Source organism: Flavobacterium sp. 28YEA47A, assembly GCF_041262125.1.
GTDB lineage: Bacteria > Bacteroidota > Bacteroidia > Flavobacteriales > Flavobacteriaceae > Flavobacterium.
Genome location: NZ_JBGCCI010000007.1, coordinates 83,027 through 103,612, shown reverse-complemented (window position 1 = coordinate 103,612; position 20,586 = coordinate 83,027). Strand labels below are relative to the sequence as shown.

At 39.8% G+C, this 20,586-nt stretch carries 13 protein-coding genes; 9 read left to right on the top strand and 4 right to left on the bottom strand.

Translation table 11 applies throughout. From position 1 onward, the window contains the following. Positions 1-3: 3 nt before the first annotated feature. A complete protein-coding gene (locus tag ABH942_RS11470) occupies positions 4-6,444 on the top strand; it encodes a T9SS type A sorting domain-containing protein (protein ID WP_370032086.1) in 6,441 nt (2,146 codons plus the stop codon). 165 nt (positions 6,445-6,609) lie between these two features. Beyond that, complete coding sequence (locus tag ABH942_RS11465; RefSeq protein WP_370032084.1) at positions 6,610-7,653, top strand: NAD(P)-dependent alcohol dehydrogenase; 1,044 nt, start codon at positions 6,610-6,612, stop codon at positions 7,651-7,653. A 234-nt stretch (positions 7,654-7,887) separates the two neighbouring features. Here the strand turns inward: ABH942_RS11465 and ABH942_RS11460 are convergent, their stop codons facing one another. From ABH942_RS11460 to ABH942_RS11450, 3 genes are all read right to left on the bottom strand, one after another. After that, complete coding sequence (locus ABH942_RS11460) at positions 7,888-8,595, bottom strand: DUF2461 domain-containing protein (RefSeq protein WP_370032083.1); 708 nt, start codon at positions 8,593-8,595, stop codon at positions 7,888-7,890. Between the two features lie 77 nt (positions 8,596-8,672). After that, positions 8,673-9,350 (bottom strand): response regulator transcription factor, encoded by a 678-nt coding sequence (locus ABH942_RS11455; RefSeq protein ID WP_370032081.1) that lies wholly within the window; start codon positions 9,348-9,350, stop codon positions 8,673-8,675. Next, complete coding sequence (locus ABH942_RS11450) at positions 9,347-10,792, bottom strand: sensor histidine kinase (RefSeq protein ID WP_370032080.1); 1,446 nt, start codon at positions 10,790-10,792, stop codon at positions 9,347-9,349. Before ABH942_RS11450 ends, ABH942_RS11455 begins: the two co-directional genes overlap by 4 nt. 134 nt (positions 10,793-10,926) lie before the next feature. Between ABH942_RS11450 and ABH942_RS11445 the strand changes: the two genes are divergently transcribed. Next, positions 10,927-11,565 (top strand): hypothetical protein, encoded by a 639-nt coding sequence (locus ABH942_RS11445; protein ID WP_370032078.1) that lies wholly within the window; start codon positions 10,927-10,929, stop codon positions 11,563-11,565. Between the two features lie 70 nt (positions 11,566-11,635). Here ABH942_RS11445 and ABH942_RS11440 read toward each other — a convergent pair whose 3' ends face one another. Next, on the bottom strand, positions 11,636-13,357 hold the full coding sequence (locus ABH942_RS11440) for a hypothetical protein (RefSeq protein ID WP_370032076.1): 1,722 nt from the start codon (positions 13,355-13,357) through the stop codon (positions 11,636-11,638). 320 nt (positions 13,358-13,677) lie between these two features. Here ABH942_RS11440 and ABH942_RS11435 point away from each other — a divergent pair, with 320 nt between their 5' ends. The 6 genes from ABH942_RS11435 to ABH942_RS11410 all read left to right on the top strand — a co-directional run bounded on the left by ABH942_RS11435 (position 13,678) and on the right by ABH942_RS11410 (position 20,512). Further along, positions 13,678-14,364, top strand: coding sequence for a hypothetical protein (locus tag ABH942_RS11435; protein ID WP_370032075.1), 687 nt, complete (start codon positions 13,678-13,680; stop codon positions 14,362-14,364). A 688-nt stretch (positions 14,365-15,052) separates the two neighbouring features. Then, complete coding sequence (locus tag ABH942_RS11430; protein WP_370032073.1) at positions 15,053-15,829, top strand: sensor histidine kinase; 777 nt, start codon at positions 15,053-15,055, stop codon at positions 15,827-15,829. 2 nt (positions 15,830-15,831) lie between these two features. Beyond that, positions 15,832-16,491, top strand: coding sequence for a response regulator (locus tag ABH942_RS11425; protein WP_370032071.1), 660 nt, complete (start codon positions 15,832-15,834; stop codon positions 16,489-16,491). A gap of 140 nt (positions 16,492-16,631) precedes the next feature. Then, entirely contained in the window at positions 16,632-17,789 is a 1,158-nt protein-coding gene (locus tag ABH942_RS11420; RefSeq protein WP_370032069.1) for a 5-(carboxyamino)imidazole ribonucleotide synthase, read from the top strand. 27 nt (positions 17,790-17,816) lie between these two features. Then, positions 17,817-18,299 carry a 5-(carboxyamino)imidazole ribonucleotide mutase gene (gene purE / locus ABH942_RS11415; RefSeq protein WP_370032067.1) on the top strand — a complete coding sequence of 161 codons (483 nt, stop codon included), beginning with the start codon at positions 17,817-17,819 and terminating at the stop codon, positions 18,297-18,299. 185 nt (positions 18,300-18,484) lie between these two features. Then, entirely contained in the window at positions 18,485-20,512 is a 2,028-nt protein-coding gene (locus ABH942_RS11410; RefSeq protein ID WP_370032066.1) for a M3 family metallopeptidase, read from the top strand. Positions 20,513-20,586 lie beyond the last annotated feature (74 nt).

Below are 20,586 nucleotides of genomic sequence, written 5' to 3'. Positions count from 1 at the left end.
CATATGAAAACAACAATTACTTTTTTTAAAGCCTGTTTGATCTTCCTGATAGGGCTCCTGTATGGAGCAAAATCAGAAGCACAGACGATGGGCGCTGGTGACATAGCCTTTATCGGCTATAATACCGGAGGCCAGGACGGTTTTGCTTTTATTGCACTTAAAGACCTTCCTGCCGGCGAAACCCTCTATTTTACAGAACAGGGCTGGTCCGGAACCCAATGGATGAACACACTATCTGAACCGCATCTTGCCTATGTTATTCCAGCCGGAATTACATGTGGTAAGATTATTTCGTTTGTAGAAACAGCACCAGACATAATTACAGTTACCGGTGGCGGAAGTATTACTTTTGCTTTGGGTACAGGTTTTAACCTTTCTGGAGGTGACCAAATTATTGCTTACCAATCTACTTCAGTAGTTGCACCTCCATCTCCTATTTTTATTTCAGCCATCCATGGAGATTATAACTCATCAAAGTATGATCCTGTAACAACATGGAATCCGGCAACCGGAAGTAATAGTACTTTATGGGCAACATCTGACTCTGCTTTACCTACCGGTTTGGAAAACGGAGTGAATTGTATTTCATTATACCCGGCTCCTGGACCTGAGTTTGCAAATGCAAAATACAACGGAACTTTAACGGGAACTTCTATTGCGCTACGTGCTGCAATTAATAATCCGGCTAACTGGATGCATGATAATTCTCCTTCCACGGCGATTCCTATCCAACCTTCGAATTTCCCGACACCTTCGGTGACATGTATCAACTGTACGGCTCCAACCGTTCCGACACTAACTGCATCTACAACTATACTTTGTAATGGAGCCAGTAGAACTGTCACTATTACAGGAACCTTAAACAGTGCCACAGCTTGGCATGTTTATTCCGGATCATGTGGCGGTACATTGGTAACATCTACTAGTACAGGATCATTCACAGTGAGTCCAACCACTACAACCACTTATTATGTTCGTGGTGAAGGTGGTTGTGTGACACCAGGTTCATGTGCAACGATAACAGTAAACGTAAATCCGGCTCTAGTATTGACAACTGGAGGAGCAGTAACAAATACAAGCTGTAATGGTGGATCTAACGGTACAGCTACTGTAGCTCCAACAGGAGGAACACCTCCATATACATATTCATGGGCTCCATCAGGTGGATCGAATGCTACAGCTACAGGATTAACTGCAGGAGCTTATACTGTAACCGTAACCGACAATGTTGGATGTACAGCTACAAGAAATTTTAGTGTTTACCAACCATCTGTTTTGGGAGGTACTGCTTCAAAAACTGATGTAAGCTGCAATGGTGGATCTAACGGTACAGCTTCTGTAGCACCAACAGGAGGAACACCTCCTTATACGTATTCATGGGCTCCATCTGGAGGATCTGCTGCTACAGCTACAGGACTGGCTCAAGGAACCTATACTGTAACTGTGACAGACAACAATTCCTGCCAAATGACAAGAACTGTTACTGTTAACCAACCAGCTAATGCTTTATCTGCAGCAACAGGTGGAAATAAGACAGACGTGAGCTGTAACGGCGGATCTAACGGAACGGCAACAGTAGCGCCAACAGGCGGTACAACTCCATATAGCTATTCTTGGGCTCCATCCGGAGGAACAAATGCTACAGCTATAGGATTGGCTACAGGAACTTATACGGTTACTGTAACTGATTTTAATGGTTGCCAAGCTACAAGAACATATACTATCAATCAGCCTGCAGCTGCATTGGGTGGAATAATCACAAAAACTGATGTAAGCTGTAATGGTGGTAATAACGGAACAGCTACTATATCCGCGAACGGAGGTACAACACCTTACAGTTATTCATGGGCTCCATCAGGAGGAACAAATGCTACTGCAACAGGACTGGCTGCAGGAACATATACAGTTACTGTAACCGATTTCAACGGTTGCCAGATTACGAGAACTACTACAGTTAACCAGCCAGCGGCTGCATTGGGAGGAATAATTTCAAAAACTGATGTAAGCTGTAATGGCGGTTCTAACGGAACAGCTACTGTATCAATTACCGGAGGAACAACACCTTATAGTTATTCTTGGGCTCCATCAGGAGGAACAAATGCTATGGCTACAGGACTGGCTCAAGGAACCTATACTGTAACTGTGACTGACTTCAATGGTTGTCAGATTACAAGAACTACTACAGTTAACCAACCGGCTACTGCCTTATCTGCCGCAACAGGCGGAAGTAAGACAGACGTGAGCTGTAATGGTGGAACTAATGGATCTGCAACGGTAGCACCAACAGGAGGTACACCACCGTATACCTACTCTTGGGCTCCATCAGGAGGAACTGCGACTACAGCTACAGGACTGGCTGCAGGAACTTATACTGTAACAGTCACTGACAATAACAATTGCCAAACTACAAGAACATTTACAATCAACCAACCAACCGCATTGGGAGGTACTGCATCTAAAACGGACGTAAGCTGCAATGGTGGCTCTAACGGTACTGCAACCGTATCCGTTACCGGAGGAACTCCAAGCTATACCTATTCTTGGGCTCCATCTGGAGGATCGGCTGCTACTGCTACAGGACTGGCCGCAGGAACCTATACGGTTACTGTTACTGATGCCAATGCTTGCCAGATTACAAGAACGGTTACTGTAAACCAGCCAGCTAGCGCTTTATCTGCTGCAACTGGCGGAGGAAAAACCGATGTGAGCTGTAATGGAGGTGCTAACGGAACGGCAACGGTAGCGCCAACAGGCGGTACACCACCGTATATCTATTCTTGGGCTCCAGTAGGAGGAACAAATGCCTCTGCAACAGGATTGACAGCAGGAACGTATACTGTTACTGTTACCGATGCCAATGCTTGCCAGGCAACAAGAACATATACTATCAACCAGCCAACCGCATTGGGAGGTACTGCATCTAAAACGGACGTAAGCTGCAATGGTGGCTCTAACGGTACTGCAACCGTATCCGTTACCGGAGGAACTCCAAGCTATACCTATTCTTGGGCTCCATCTGGAGGATCGGCTGCTACTGCTACAGGACTGGCCGCAGGAACCTATACGGTTACTGTTACTGATGCCAATGCTTGCCAGATTACAAGAACGGTTACTGTAAACCAGCCAGCTAGCGCTTTATCTGCTGCAACTGGCGGAGGTAAGACAGACGTAAGCTGTAACGGAGGTACTAACGGAACTGCAACGGTAGCGCCAACAGGCGGTACACCACCGTATACCTATTCTTGGGCTCCAGTAGGAGGAACGAATGCTACTGCCACAGGATTGACAGCAGGAACGTATACTGTTACTGTTACCGATGCCAATGCTTGCCAGGCAACAAGAACATATACTATCAACCAGCCAACGGTTTTATCTGCTGCGACAGGCGGAGGAAAAACAGACGTGAGCTGTAATGGTGGAACTAACGGAACTGCAACGATAGAGCCAACAGGCGGTACACCACCATACACCTACTCTTGGGCTCCGTCAGGAGGAACAGCTGCTTCAGCTACAGGACTGGCTGCAGGAACTTATACTGTAACAGTCACTGACAATAACAATTGCCAAACTACAAGAGCATTTACCATCAACCAGCCAGCAGTTGCATTGGGAGGAACAATTTCAAAAACGGATATAAGCTGTAATGGTGGAGCTAACGGAACTGCATCTGTAGCAGTTACAGGAGGAACAACACCTTATAGCTATTCATGGTCTCCTTCTGGCGGAACGAATGCTACAGCCTCAGGATTGGCTACAGGAACGTATACCGTAACTGTAACTGATTTTAACGGTTGCCAAATTACAAGATCTACTACAGTTAACCAGCCAGCTACAGCTTTATCTGCTGCAACAGGTGGTGGAAAGACAGACGTGAGCTGTAATGGAGGTGCTAACGGAACTGCAACTGTAGCGCCAACAGGCGGTACACCACCATACACCTATTCTTGGGCTCCATCAGGAGGAACAGCTGCTTCAGCTACAGGATTGGCTATAGGAACGTATACTGTAACCGTGACTGATGCTAATGCGTGTCAGACTACAAGAGTATTTACAATCACCCAGCCAACAGCACTTTCTGCCGCAACAGGCGGAGGAAAGACAGACGTGAGCTGTAACGGAGGCGCTAACGGAACTGCAACGATAGAGCCAACAGGTGGTACACCACCATACACCTACTCTTGGGCTCCGTCAGGAGGTACTGCGGCTACTGCCACAGGACTGAGTATAGGAACGTATACCGTGACTGTGACTGATGCCAACTCTTGCCAGGCTACACGTGGCTTTACTATCACCCAGCCAACGGCACTTTCTGCCGTAACAGGCGGAGGAAATACCGATGTGAGCTGCAACGGAGGAGCTAACGGAACGGCAACGGTAGCGCCAACTGGCGGTACGCCTCCATACACCTATTCTTGGGCTCCGTCAGGAGGAACAGCTGCTTCAGCTACAGGATTGACTGCTGGAACATATACTGTGACTGTTACCGATACTAATGCGTGCCAGACTACAAGAGTATTTACAATCAACCAGCCAACAGCACTTTCTGCCGCAACAGGCGGAGGAAAAACCGATGTGAGCTGCAATGGTGGCACTAACGGAACAGCTACTGTAGCGCCAACAGGCGGTACAACACCATACACCTACTCTTGGTCTCCTTCAGGAGGAACTGCGGCTACTGCTTCAGGATTGGCTGCAGGAACGTATACCGTGACTGTGACCGATGCCAATGCATGCCAGACTACACGTAGCTTTACAATCGACCAGCCAACGGTACTTTCTGCCGCAACAGGTGGTGGAAAAACTGATGTGAGCTGTAATGGAGGCACTAACGGAACGGCAACGGTAGCGCCAACAGGCGGTACAACACCATACACCTACTCTTGGTCTCCTTCAGGAGGAACTGCGGCTACTGCTTCAGGATTGGCTGCAGGAACGTATACCGTGACTGTGACCGATGCCAATACATGCCAGACTACACGTAGCTTTACAATCGACCAGCCAACGGTACTTTCTGCCGCAACAGGTGGTGGAAAAACTGATGTGAGCTGTAATGGAGGCACTAACGGAACTGCAACTGTAGCGCCAACAGGCGGTACAACACCATACACCTACTCTTGGTCTCCTTCAGGAGGAACTGCGGCTACTGCTTCAGGATTGGCTGTAGGAACGTATACCGTGACAGTGACTGATGCAAATATGTGTCAGACTACAAGATCTTTTACAATAACTGAGCCTACTGAATTATCAGCTAGCACATCGCAGATCAATCTAAACTGTAATGGAGGTGCTAACGGCAGTATTGATGTTACAGCTTCAGGAGGAACAAGTCCTTATACTTATTCATGGTCTCCATCGGGAGGAACTGGAGCTATTGCTTCAGGCCTTACTGCAGGAACTTATACCGTGACAATCACTGATGCTAACCTATGTCAGATTACAAGAACAGTTACGTTGACTGAGCCTGCCGCATTATCAGCAACTACATCTTCAGTTAATGTGAGCTGTAATGGTGGAACTAACGGCTCTGCTTCTGTTGTAGTAACAGGAGGAACAAGTGCTTATACATACTCATGGGCTCCTTCAGGAGGTACTGCGGCTACCGCTACAGGATTGGCTGCCGGAAACTATACTGTGACAATAACTGACGCTAATTTATGTCAGATTACAAGAACGGTTCAAGTAACACAACCCTCTCCAATTGTTATCGTTCCATCGCAATCTAACGTAAGCTGCGCAGGTGGCTCTAACGGATCAGCTACTGTAGGAGTAACAGGAGGAGCTGGTGGTTACACATTCTCATGGGCACCTTCAGGAGGTACAGGAGCTACTGCTACAGGATTGGCTGCAGGAACGTATATCATAACTGTTACTGATGCAAATGCTTGTACAGCTACGCATAGCTTTACTATCACTACAGCTGCAGATACAACTCCGCCAACTGTTATTACAAATAACATTACCGTACCGCTTACAGCTGGAGCTGCTACAATTACTGCAGCACAGGTTAACAACGGAAGTACAGATAATTGTGGCATAGCGAGCATGTCTGTCTCGCCTAGCACTTTCAACTGTAGCAATGTTGGAGCAAATACCGTTACATTGACAGTAACAGACAACAGCGGTAATACCGCAACTGGTACAGCTACTGTAACGATTACTGATCCAACCAACTTCTGCGGACTTTCTGTTCCTGAATTTGGAGGTCTTAAAACGAGATTGTATCCAAACCCAACAAATGGAATGGTGACTGTTGAATTCTCTAGAGACATAACTGCAGAAAAAATAGAAGTCTACTCAATTACCGGACAGCTTATTCTTTCTGATACAAACAAAACAACTCATTCAAGCCGTCAATTTAACATGGAAAGATTCCCTTCAGGAGTTTATCTTGTTAAGATTACAACTGCTCAAGGAACACAAGTAAAACGCTTGATGAGAGAATAATTAAGTTAGGTTAAAGTGAATATAATTCCCCGAAACCGCCAATGCATATTGCATTGGCGGTTTTTTTTTCATTCCTACTTAAAAGCTAAGAATGCCTTAACAAATCGGATTGCTTTTTTTCCTAATTTAGTAGGTAAGAATTTTAATCTCTTAAAACAAAAAACAATGATAGCAACTAAAGGATATGCTGCCCAAAACAATACAAGTCCCTTAACACCCTGGAACTTTGAAAGACGTGAAGTAGGACCTCATGATGTACAGTTCGACATACAATATTGCGGTGTTTGTCACTCTGATCTCCACCAGATTAAAGATGATTGGTTTCCTGGAATTTTCCCAATGGTACCGGGACACGAAATTGTAGGACGTGTTGTGAAAGTGGGCGAACATGTCAAAAAATTTAAGGTAGGCGATATTGCCGGAACCGGATGTATGGTCGATTCCTGCCGTGAATGTGAAAATTGCCAAAAAGATTTGGAACAGTATTGCCTTAAAGGAAGCTCACAAACCTACAATGGTTTAGAACAGGATGGAAAAACACCTACTTACGGTGGCTATTCCAACACTATCGTAGTTAATGAAGATTTTGTTCTTCATGTTTCAGACAAACTTAATCTTGCAGCTGTAGCACCATTGTTATGTGCCGGAATAACTACTTATTCTCCTTTAAGACATTGGAAAGTAGGAAAAGGACACAAACTAGCCGTTTTGGGCTTAGGAGGTCTGGGTCATATGGCGGTAAAATTTGGAGTATCGTTTGGTGCAGAAGTTACCGTTTTGAGTACTTCACCAAGCAAAGAACAGGATGCACGAAAACTAGGCGCCCATAACTTTGTAGTTACTACAGACGAAGCTCAACTGGCTGCTGCCAGAAATTCTTTTGATTTTATATTGGATACGGTTTCTGCGGAACACGACCTAAACCTATACCTTTCCTTATTAAAAACTGATGGTACTCATATCTGTGTTGGTGTTCCATCCAAGCCGTCGCCTGTAGCTGCCTTTAGCCTTTTAGGTGGTAGAAAAAGTTTAGCAGGATCTGGAATTGGAGGTATTGCCGAAACTCAGGAAATGCTTGATTATTGTGCTGAGCACGGTATCGTTTCAGAAATAGAAATGATAGATATCAAGAATATCCAAAATGCTTATGACAGGATGCTGAAAGGCGATGTCCGTTACCGATTCGTTATTGATATGGCTACACTTTAAAAAGCAAATAACAGCAATTATTGGCTTTATGTAGAGGAAATGTTCTGCATAAAGCCAATTTTTATTAGTGTTTTAACCCTATTGCTTCTTATAAATATCCGTTTTACTTATATAGAGACAGGTACATATAATAAAAAGTCTGGATTATTTCTGGATTAGATTTCTTTGCAAATACTTTTCATTTTTTGATTCTAATTAGAATGCCTTTCCAAAACTTTCTCAATTTCTGGCTTATTAAAACAATCCAGGCAGTCGTTCTCCATTTCCATCAGTAGTCAGTACTTCGCTCATATAATCAAAAAAAGGACGCATATTCCTGAAAGTCTGGTCAGCCTCTTTCAAAAAAGAAGGACTGAGAACCTCAACATCTGTAAACTTTCTAACGAGCAGGAATTGCTTATAACGCAATAAATCGATTGCTTCATCGGCAGTATCAAAACCTTTTGGTGCTTTTTTTAACTGTTCTCCTTGCAAGGAACCAAAAGTCGCTATAAAAGATTTGCTATTTATGATTTTTCTTAAAGGTTCCGGATCAAAACTGATGTCTTCGCGAATGCGCTTGATATCTTCAGTATTAGGAGCCCAAAAGCCGCCCGCTATAAAACTATTGTCTGGTTCAATATGAAAATAATAGCCCCCTCTGCGCAATGCAGTCGCTCTTTTAAAACCACCGCTCCAATTGTTTTTATAAGGCGTTTTATCTTTTGAAAATCGGGTATCTCTATAAATTCGATGCAGGCTCTTTTTACCAGAAACCGTTTCAATCACATCATGGCTTCGGAGTTCCTGCAATAATAACTCAGCAAAATTTTCAATATCATTATACTCTTTCAAATACAGTTCCTTGTTTTCATTAAACCATTCCCTGTTGTTATTTTCCTTGAGTATTTTTAGATAGTTCAGGCTTAAAGCAGGTATATGTACTGATGTCTTTGACTCCATGTCTTTTAATTTTGGTTTTTAGCTTTTGTCAAAGTTAGTTTCTTTTTGGATGGTTTTCAATGTAAAAAACAGCTGTATCAACAAATCAGCTTGTATCCGAATCCTCTGATGTTTAGTATTTCGATGTTTTTGTCTTCTCCCAGCTTTCTTCGAAGTTTTGTAATGTAGACATCCATTGTACGGGTATTGAAAAAATTATCATCTCCCCAAAGCCGCAATAGCGTAAATTTTCTGTCCAATACTTGATTTTTGTGTTGCAATAACAAAGCAAGCAGTTGTGCTTCTTTATGGGAAAGTTTTATGATCGTATCATTAATTTTTAGTTCCTGCCTTTGGGACAGAAAAAGATAATTACCAACCCAGTCTTCATCACTTTTTTCACTTTCCGACGATGTCCTTCTCAACAGTTCCTTTACTCTCAGGAAAAGTTCATCCAGACTGAATGGCTTTTTGAGGTAATCATTTCCTCCACTGTTATAGGCTGTCGTAATATCTTTGATATCCGATTTTGCCGTGAGAAACATCAAAGGTATTTGAGGATTGTCATTCCTGATTTGCGATGCCAGCGTAAAACCGTCCTTGTAAGGCATCATGACATCTAATATACATAACGAAAACGTGTGGGTTTTATAGAGTTCCCAGGCTTTTTTACCGTCTGGAGCCAACATAACGACATAATCTTGCTTTTCAAGACTTTCTTTGACTACCTTGCCTAGAAATAGTTCGTCTTCTGCTAAAAGTATGGTAGGATTCATGATAAAGGTAGTTTTATAAGGAAGAGGCTTCCGTTCGGGATATTGTCTTTCAACTCGATATAGCCTTTGTGGACTGAAATTACTTTTTTGACATAGCTCAATCCCAAGCCATATCCTTTGACATTGTGAATATTTCCCGAAGGAATCCGGTAAAAAGGACTGAAAACTGCATCCTTATGCTCGTCAGGAATTCCAGGCCCGTTATCCGCAATAGTAATTATTAATTTCCCGTTTTCTATAAAACTTTTAATTTCGACAATCGGTTTGGCACATGTGTCATATTTGATAGCATTATCTACCAGATTGGCTATCGCCCTATTCAAATGCTTTTTGTTTCCTCTTATTATTATATCGCTATCTGAAACTACAGAAACCTGAGCTCTGTTCTCTTCCTCGGCAGCAATTTCCCTTAACAGCATATCAATAGCTATAGTATCATGAAGTTCTATCTCGGAACTTTCCAATCGTGCCGAAGTCAGTATTTCATCCGTAAGCAACATAAGTTTACCGCTTTGGTGGAGTATAATATCTATATAATTTTCCTGAGCTTCCTTGTCGTGGCTAAACTTTTTTAACGACTCTGCCGTAATGAAGATAGAAGTTAGCGGTGTATTTATCTCATGCGTCATATTATTGATAAAATCATCTTTTATGGCATTGAGTTTTTGTTGCGTAAGAAGCAATCTCAGCGTATACCAGAAGCAGAATAATGTAATGAGCAATAATAGTACTGAGCCAGCCAATACCCATTTTAGTTGTCCGAGCAAAAACAAATCTGCATTGACAACAGAAGCCTGCAGCATTTCTTTCTTATGCGGTCGTCTTAGGGAGATGTTTACTTTTTTAGTCTGAAAAGCCTGTCCGTCTCTTTTGCTATTGAAAACAAAAGGAAGCGTAATGCCTCTTTTTTCTAAGGCAACTTTGTATTCTTTTTTTAACAGTGCCTTTTCAATAGGCGTATCATACGCTATTTTTGTAAGGCTATCGCCTAGTTTTTGTGTATAAAACCACACATATCCTTTTTTCAATTCTGAATCGACCTGACTCACCATATGATTGACAAGCAAGCCCTTACTTCTGGGAGTAATACTATCGAATCTTTCCTTTAAATCGCCAATGCTCATACTAACCTGGCTCTGCCCAACAAGCGAAGGTTTTGTTTCTTTTATGGTAAACACGGTTTCCTTTACATCCGGATTCCAACGGGCTGTGATTTCAACAAAAGAAGGATCATAAAGCCATGCTCTGAACGTACCTGTCACAATCCGGCGGTATTTGGCAAAAGAACTATCTACGGCTTCGTCAAGAGCTTCATTGCAATTTCTTTCGAACTGCCTACGCTCTGAAACATAGGTCATGTAGCTGTAAAAAAACTGCAAAGCCGCAATTCCTGCAACGCTAAAGGACATCAGGGCAAAAGCCAACAATATCTTTCTCTTCATACACGTCAAAGATAAAATTTTAAAAGTGCTCTTCCCGTTTTCGTTAACACTAATTAACCCTTATTCATGGCGGTTAACCTCAACAGATACGGTACCAGACTACATTTGCACCCTAATCTTTAAATAACCTGATTATGAAAAAGGATGCCCTCAAGATTACTGCCATCCGTTTAGCAAGATTATATCTTTTTTTTTCGTGTCTTGCTGTAGCAGCACAAGAGAATGCAGTTCCTGCAATACAGATGAAAAGCGATATCTATTCCGAAAACAAAATCCTGACGGATATCATGCGCTTTGAAGACATTGACTATTATACCACAAAATTTACAGGAGCTGCATTAAAAAACAAAGAATATTATATCGTTGCCAAGGAAATCTGGAATGGCAAAATCAAAAAAACAGACACTGTTTTTAACTCATCAACCAACAGCTATATCGGAAAAATAGAAAAGGACAGTTTGAATCTTAGGGTAATTGCGGGAAAATCATCAGATAAGGCTTTAAAAATAAAATTTATGTTTGATCGTTTCGAAGTGCAAAAAGAATACAAAAGCACCCGGTCTGAAGATTACAGTCTTAGAGATTTTGGTTCTCATTTCCCAATTGTATCCGGCAAGCCTTTTTATGCTTTTGCCTATATATTGCCTTATGAAGACAAACAAGGAAATAAATTCTGGTGTGCCGTAGAAAGCAGTGGCAAGGATATCGAAAGTTGGGGCAAGGAATTTGGGATAAAGCATTATATTTTATTTGAGATGCGATTTAGCGAATAGAAAATCGGGCATAAAAAACAATGACCCCATAAAACAGTTTTATAGGGCCATTGTAACAAGGGCTACCTATTTACAAACCTTTTCCTTTCACACTTCCCAATCCAATAGAAAAACGATAGCCAAACTGTAACTGAAAAAAAGAATCTTCGCTATCGCTCTCGTCCATAAAGGTTCTCAGCCGAAGAAAAATCGACTGTTTTTTTGACGCTCCCGGATAGTAAAAAATTTCCGCCTCATTTCTGAAAACCCATATATTTTTAGGATTTTCCATAAAATCGATTTTATTCATATGATTATAATATGCAAATTCCGGAGAAAAATTAAAACCGAAATTATTGAATCTTTTAAACTCAAAGCGTACACCGGCAGCATGGCCCAGAGTCTTAAAATTAATATTGTCCGCATTCTCTCGTTCAATTGTAGCAATCTGATAGCGAAGCGCATAATACAGGTTGATATTAAACGGAGATTCTTTGATAAAGGAAAAACTAAAAAGATCCAATACGGCTCCCATGTCCAGATAAGACTTCTCAATAACTTCAAGCGGACGTTGAATCATCTGCATGCCGGGTTGGGACGGATTATCAATCAGCGTCAGTCCTTTATGGTCATCATCAAGTCGGGTATAATGTACATACGGAGATACTTTCTTGAAAAAATTCATAGGATGATAGCGTCCTACCTGGAAGGGAACTACAAAAAAGTCAGCTTTGCCTTCAATTTGCATAATGCCATTTGGAGTGTCATCAAACAACCCTAAAAAATCAGTATAAGTCCTCAATTCCATCACATTTTGCAAATTAGTATCTTGGTTTAAAAGATAAAGCCGACGTTTTGGATTGTCAACCTTCTCTTCTTGACCGGTTGGAAACGTATATTCTATATCGTCAGGCACAAAATTATTTCCCGGATTAGGCAAATAAGTAAGCACATCTGAAATACGGATATAACTGTTTTTCACTTCATCTTTTTCTGTCAGGGAATTGTCCATCAATATTGTGCTTCGATGTGACAAAAAATTTCGTTTGGCTTCTCTCGGATAATTAAGCATAGAAATAGGTACCCTGTTCTCAAAGTAGTATTCTTTTGTCTTTTCAGAATTTGTTACCGTAACCCTGATATCATAAATATTGCCATCTCTGATAGAAAACTTTACTTGCTTAAAACAGACAAATTGATTGACAAGGGCATCATAGCCAACATCATAGAGTTGTATCTTTTGGTTATCGCCCGGGATTTCAAAATTGCCCAAACAGGTTTCACTCTTAACGGACAAAATTTCTTTGAAAACAGTCTCTGCTTCCTTGTTTTTGAAGATACTTTCATCCGCAATTTTTTTATCGCCATACATTATATATACTGATTTTTCAGTCTCATCATTCTCTTTTGCAGCAGTCGCATTTTCCTCAGCTGATTTTGCTTCATCAGTCTGATTCTCATCAAGTAATATATAATTAGAAGGTTTTGGAAACCACTTGTCCAATTTATTTTCTGCTACCTTTCTTAGATGATATGCTTTTACAGTTTTGTATTGTTTGTAGAGTCCATCTAATTCTTTTTTGATACCCCGCTCTTTTTTTGACTGTGCCTCTATGTCTGCTAAGGGTTTCCTGGCATTGTTCATATCTTGGAGTTTTTTGCTTTCAAGATCAAGAATTCCTTTTTTATAAGAGAAGTCTGCATAAAGATCGGTCAGTTCCTTTTTAGCCACTTTTTCTTCAGGTGTTTCTGTATCCTGTGCATAACTGCACCAGCATACAAGAACGATTATAAGGTTAGCTATTGTTTTCATTTTTTCTGTTTTTAAGTTATGTCCTTCAACACATGCGCCTCAAATTGAAGCACTTTGCATTAGTACTGGTTTGTTTTTCAAAACTAGTCCGCTTAAAAACAGAGGACAATAGGTAAAACCCTACCCTGAACAAGGTTTTTACGTAACTCACTGAAATTCCATTAAATACAATAAATTATTAAGAAAAAAGTGATATTTTAGCTAGGCTTGCTGAAGGATAGGGAAAAACCTAAAAGAAATAGGGGAAACCCTATTGAGTTGGAAGTATAGAAAAGTAAACTTTGTAGCAAACTTAATTATTAACCTCCAATATTTACATTATGAAAAAAACAGCATTATTTTTAATCCTATCATTGGCAATGATTGGATGCGAAGGCAAAAAAAAAGAAACACCTTCTGAAAACTCGGTTCAAAAAACTCAAGAAAGAAATACTATGACAGTCGTTTCAACTGACTGCAAAAACGACCCCATAATTAAATTTCTTAGCTCCATGTACTATTCAGAACGAGCAAATTGGCTTAGTGAATATGGCGAAGCAATATGCAAGTATAATTTATATAGTTGTATTGAAGATTTTCATTCCATTCCAGATACGATATTTACAAAATTAGCAAGACAACATCTGAGGAATTCATCAGGCATCAAACTCTATGAATTACCATGGCAAGATTTAGAAGATTTTATTAAAAAAGAGGGAATCAAATGTTATGATGCCTATATAGCTTTTGATATTGACACTATAAACAATAAAGCGAGTTTAAGAAAAACTCCTTTTTCAACAACAGAAGCTACATATTCAATCCCATTGTTTGAAGGAATAAAAAAAGAACATAAAAACATCCAGACAATTTATGTAACAGAAGCAATAGTAGGATATAAAGAGAAGAAAGGAATTGTGAATAAGGAAAGAATTATTTTTAAAGTGAAAGATACATCTGGAGGTTACTTTCATTATGATATTAGTGATGATCCTGCAAAAAAAACAAGAATACTCCCAAAAAAGTAAGCATCACAAAAGCAAGAACAATATCTATAACAACTAATAAATGAGAAAAACGTGAGCTTTTTTGAACTACTAACTCCAATAAGAATTTATATTCTTTTTACTTTTATAATGTTAGTCTTGAACTATGATAAAGGCAAAAAGGCTCATGTCATCTTATTCATCATACTGCTTTTAAGCGTAATAAATGAATCCATCTCTGCTGTACTTAAATACAACGAGATTCGATTTCATCTAAATAGTTCTATTTTTATAGTTATCAATAACATACTTTGGTTTTTAATCCTATATCATGTTTCTTCCATAAAAAAGTCTTTACTCTTAGTCGCAATAGCCTTTTTCCTAAGTTTTACCCTATATAATCTTTTCCTTTTAAACGGAACCAAAGAATTCAACTCTTATTCTTTTGTAATAGGCGCCTTTTTATATTTAATATTGTTTATCTACAATTGCTCCTCAGAATTAAAAAAGGAAAACTTAAACTATTTTTTATCAAATAATTTCATACTGATGTTATCGCCCGTATTATTTTTTGCAGGATTCAGTCTTTTATTTGGATTTAATAATAAAAATATTCATAAGATAATGATTTTAGGCCACTTTAAGCTCTATGATCTCATCAGTTATTTTGTAAACATAACCTATTATTCGCTCATAAACCTTTATATTTATAGTGAAAAAAAGCTGAGAAATGTTAAATGATGTAGCCTTCGGAATTATTATCGGGTTGCTTTTTATCAGCCTGCTGATTCTATTTTGCGCGGTATTAATAAAACTATACATCCGCAAAATCAAAAATTACACGGAAGTCATCTACCAAAAGGATATCGATTTTCAGAAAACAGTAAACCAAACAATTCTTGAAACGCAAGAACAAGTATTACAGAACATTTCTCAGGATCTTCATGATGATGCCGGACAACAGCTTACTTATATCAACTTCCAGATTGAAAACCTGAAATTCGATTCGCCAGAACTGAACCAGACTTTGCAACCATTGTCACAATCAGTTGGTAATCTTTCGCAATCCATACGAAGCATCAGCCATTCCTTAAACAACCAGATGCTTATGCAGCAAGACCTGGTAAAAGCCATAGAATCTGAAATCATACGCCTGCAAAAAAGTTCAATCCCTATCCATTTTGAACTCAAAGGAAAAGACAAACGGATATTCTCAACAAACGAGAAAATCGTCATTTATAGAATTTTTCAGGAAATCATGAACAACTGCTTCAAACATTCCAAAGCCAGTCTTATTGAAATACGGCTGAGAGCCAGTCCCAGCTTTGAAATGGCCATTTCTGATAATGGAAAAGGATTTGACTATGAAAAAATCAAAAATAGTACTGACACAATGGGATTGCAGAACATAATCAACCGGGCTGCCATTATTGATTATTCTGTGACGATCTGGTCAGAAAATGAAAAAGGAACAAAAATCAGGCTTTCAGAAAACAAACTCCCCTAAACATGGAAAAAATTACGATTGGTATTATTGACGACCATAAAATTGTAAGACAGGGACTAAAAGAGCTCTTGCAAAAAATAAGCAATTTTGCCGTAACTGTAGAATTTGACAACGGTGTTGATTTCTTAGCATCACTGCCTTTGGAAAATCAGCCAAATCTGTTTATCTTAGATTATTCCATGCCGGGAATGAACGGAATCGAAGTGCTGAAAGCATTGGAAGAAATAGAGGGCGAATATAAGGTATTGCTACTTACACAACATTTTGACGAGCAGATTATCGATGCAGCCTACCATCATGGAGCAAGAGGATTTCTTCATAAAAACTGTACCGCCCATGATCTCAAATTTGCCATTGACAATATCGTAAAAATAGGCTACAACAACGTTTCTGAAATACTGAAGCGTATGAGAAACTATGAAACATCACCCGACAAAGATGCTAAAAACCAAATTGTATTGTCTGAAAGAGAATTGGAGTTTCTGAAATTGGTTTGTGATGAAAGAGAACTGACGTATGACCAGATGGCAGACAGTATGGGATTATCTGTAAAATCTATCGAATCCTATCGTACAGCTCTCTTTGAAAGGTTTGGCATCAAATCAAAAGTAGGACTCGTCTTGTTTTCTTATAAATACCAGATAACACCGCCTTTTATTTAATCACAGAAAAAAATTACCCTCAGTCACATTGTGTTTTTTGCTTCAACAACTCTCTTCTTCCAAGAAAGTATTTAAATCTAAAACAGGATAATTCATCATTCTAAAGAATGCTTATCTTTGCAGCAAACAACAACACAACAATGAATTACTTCTCATCCGATTTTAAGCTCGGAATACTAGGCGGAGGACAGCTTGGCAAAATGCTTCTGGCCGATACCCGAAAATTTGATATACAGACTTATGTCTTAGACCCAAGCGAAGAAGCTCCAAGCCGAATGGGCTGCAACAAATTCTACCAGGGTGACCTTATGGATTATGATACGGTGTATGAATTTGGCAAAAAAACCGATGTTCTGACTTTTGAAATAGAACTGGTGAATCTTGAAGCTCTTGAAAAACTGGAACAGGAAGGTATAAAAGTGTATCCTTCACCAAAAACGCTTCGAAACATCCAGAACAAAGGAAGACAGAAAGATTTTTATAAAACCCACAATATCCCGACCGCTCCTTTTCAAAGATTCCAGACTCTGGAAGAATTAAAAAATAGTCTTGAAAACAATAACCTTTCTTTACCTTTCGTATGGAAAAGTGCCGAATTTGGTTATGACGGGAATGGTGTCAAAATAGTACGCTCTACATCTGATTTGGCAAACCTGCCTAATGTAGAATGTATTGCTGAGGAAATGATTCCTTTTAAAAATGAACTGGCTGTAATCGTCGTGCGAAATCCTAAAGGCGAAATCAAGACCTATCCGGTGGTTGAAATGGAATTTCATCCCGAAGCCAATCAGGTAGAATATGTTATCTGTCCGGCTCGTATTGATGACAACGTAGCTGCAAAAGCAAGAGAAATAGCATTGAAAGTTTCTGAAGCCTTTGAACATGTCGGATTACTTGCTGTTGAAATGTTCCAGACAGAAAATGACGAAATTTTAGTCAATGAGGTAGCACCCAGACCGCATAATTCAGGTCATTACAGTATCGAAGCCAGTTATACATCACAGTTTGAAAACCATCTGCGTGCTATTCTCGACCTTCCTTTGGGCAATACAGAAAGCAAAGTAGCCGGCATTATGGTTAACCTTGTGGGCGAAGAAGGCCACTCAGGTCAGGTAGTTTACAAAAACATCGAAGAAATATTAGCTATTGATGGTGTAACACCTCATATTTACGGAAAGCGCGAAACAAGACCATTCAGAAAAATGGGCCATGTTACCATCGTAAATAAAGACATTGCCAAAGCCAGAAAAACAGCAGAAGAAGTAAAAAAACTAATACGAGTAATCAGCAATTCATAAGCTGCCGCTTAATTATACCTTATACCTATGAAAATTGCAATCATAATGGGCTCAATTTCCGACATGCCGGTCATGCAGGAAGCCATCGACATACTTAAAGAATTTGGAATTGAAACTGAAGTAGACATCGTTTCAGCTCACCGCACACCGGAAAAGCTATTCGACTTTAGCAAAAATGCACATACCCGTGGCATTGCTGCGATTGTTGCCGGAGCTGGAGGCGCAGCACACCTACCTGGAATGGTAGCTTCTATGTCTCCACTTCCAGTAATTGGTGTTCCCGTAAAATCAAGCAACTCTATTGATGGTTGGGACAGCGTACTTTCCATTCTTCAAATGCCTGGTGGTGTTCCGGTTGCAACAGTTGCTTTAAATGGCGCTAAAAACGCAGGAATCTTAGCTGCACAGATTATTGGAAGTAGCGATAAGGCCGTTTTGGATAAAATTATCGCCTATAAAGAAGGTTTGAAACAAGCTGTGCTTAAGGCGTCTGAAAATCTAAAAAAATAATTTCTTATAAAAATAGTAGAGACCAAGCCCATACAGGCTTGGTTTTTTATTTTAAACCTCAACGTTTTCATAACGCCATAGGTATTTACTTTCCAATTTTATACTTTTGGAAACAGCATGCCGGAATAGCTTTCCCTTGCCTGAAACTTATTTTCTATTTACAGAATATTTAAAAAGACCCTGATATGTCAGTTCTTACTAAAAAATTTACAACAAAATACGATACCGCACCTTTTTCTCAAATCAAGAATGAGGATTTCCTTCCGGCATTCAAAGAAGCGATTGCCAGTGCAAAACAAGAAGTAGACGAAATAGTCAATAATCCTGAAACTCCAACATTTGAAAATACAATAGAAGCGATGGCTTTTAGCGGGGCTACTTTGGACAGAATTTCTAATATTTTCTTCAATCTGCATTCAGCCGAGACAAACGACGAAATACAAAAAATAGCACAGGAAGTTTCTCCTTTGTTATCCGAATTTGGAAACGACATTCGCCTCAATGCTGACTTGTTTAAAAAGGTAAAAGCGGTTTACGATAAAAAAGACAGCCTCTCACTAACGGCTGAACAGGCAACTTTGCTAGACAAACAATACAAAAGCTTTTCCAGAAACGGAGCTAATTTATCAGAAGACAAAAAAAATGAACTGCGTGAAATCGACAAGGAACTTTCAAAACTCAGTTTAGAGTTTGGCGAAAACGTACTGTCAGAAACACACGCTTTTGAACTCCATATTACAGATAAAAAAGACCTTTCCGGATTACCGGAAGGAACCATTGAAGCTGCAAAAGAATTGGCGCAAAGCCACGAAAAAGAAGGCTGGATTTTTTCACTAGACTATCCGAGTTATGTTCCTTTTATGACGTATGCTGACAATAGGGAACTCCGCAAAAAAATGGCAATTGCGTTTGGTGCAAAAGGTTTTCAGAAAAACGAACACGACAATCAGGAAATCGTACTTCAAATTGCCAAGCTCCGATTTGAAAGAGCCAAACTTTTAGGCTATGCCTCACATGCCCATTTTGTATTGGAAGAAAGAATGGCTGAAAGTCCTGAAAAAGTCAACTCTTTTCTTAATGACCTATTGGCAAAAGCACGTCCGGCAGCTGAAAAAGAATTCAGCCAGTTAACAGAATTTGCTAAAAAACTGGACGGTATTGAGCAACTTGAAAAATGGGACGGAGCTTACTATTCCGAAAAACTTAAACAGCAATTGTTCAATCTGGATGACGAAAAACTAAAACCCTATTTCAAACTGGAAAACGTATTGGAAGGAGCCTTTACCGTTGCCGGAAAATTATACGGACTGACTTTCATAGAAATAAATGATATTGAAAAATATCATCCCGATGTAAAAACCTATGAGGTAAAAGACATTACAGGCAATCTTGTTTCCATTTTCTATGCTGACTTTTTCCCTAGAAAAGGAAAAAGAAACGGCGCATGGATGACTTCATTCAAATCCCAATATGTTTTAGGAGGTAGTAATGAAAGACCGCATGTTTCTATTGTCTGCAACTTTACAAAACCGACAGAAACCAAACCTTCGCTACTTACTTTTAATGAAGTAACCACATTATTTCACGAATTTGGGCATGCCTTACACGGAATGTTGGCAGACACTATATATCCAAGCCTTTCGGGAACCAGCGTATATTGGGATTTTGTTGAATTGCCAAGCCAGATATTTGAAAACTGGTGTTATGAACCGGAAGCCCTGGCGCTGTTTGCACACCATTACCAAACCGGTGAAATCATCCCTACGGAATATATACAAAAGATAAAAGAAAGTGCCAGCTTCCAGGAAGGTATGGCTACTTTAAGACAATTGAGTTTTGGTTTGCTGGATATGGGATGGCATGGACAGGACCCGACACCTATCAAAGATGTAAAAGAATTTGAAAACATTCAGTTTGCCTCAACCAAACTTTATCCGGATGTGAAGGAAAATGCTATGAGTACTTCCTTTTCACACATCTTCCAAGGTGGTTATTCATCGGGATATTATAGCTATAAATGGGCTGAGGTCCTTGATGCCGATGCTTTCGAATATTTTAAAGAACATGGAATATTCAATTCTGAAATTGCTACAAAATTCAAAGAAAATATACTGTCAAAAGGCGGTACAGAGCATCCAATGGTCTTATATAAAAGATTCAGAGGAAGCGAACCTAAGCCAGATGCCTTGCTAAAAAGAGCCGGGCTACTTTAACACACAATTATTTGATTTAAAAACACTTGGGATTGCCTGCAAAATAAGGTAATCCCTTTTTTTATTTGTTTTTT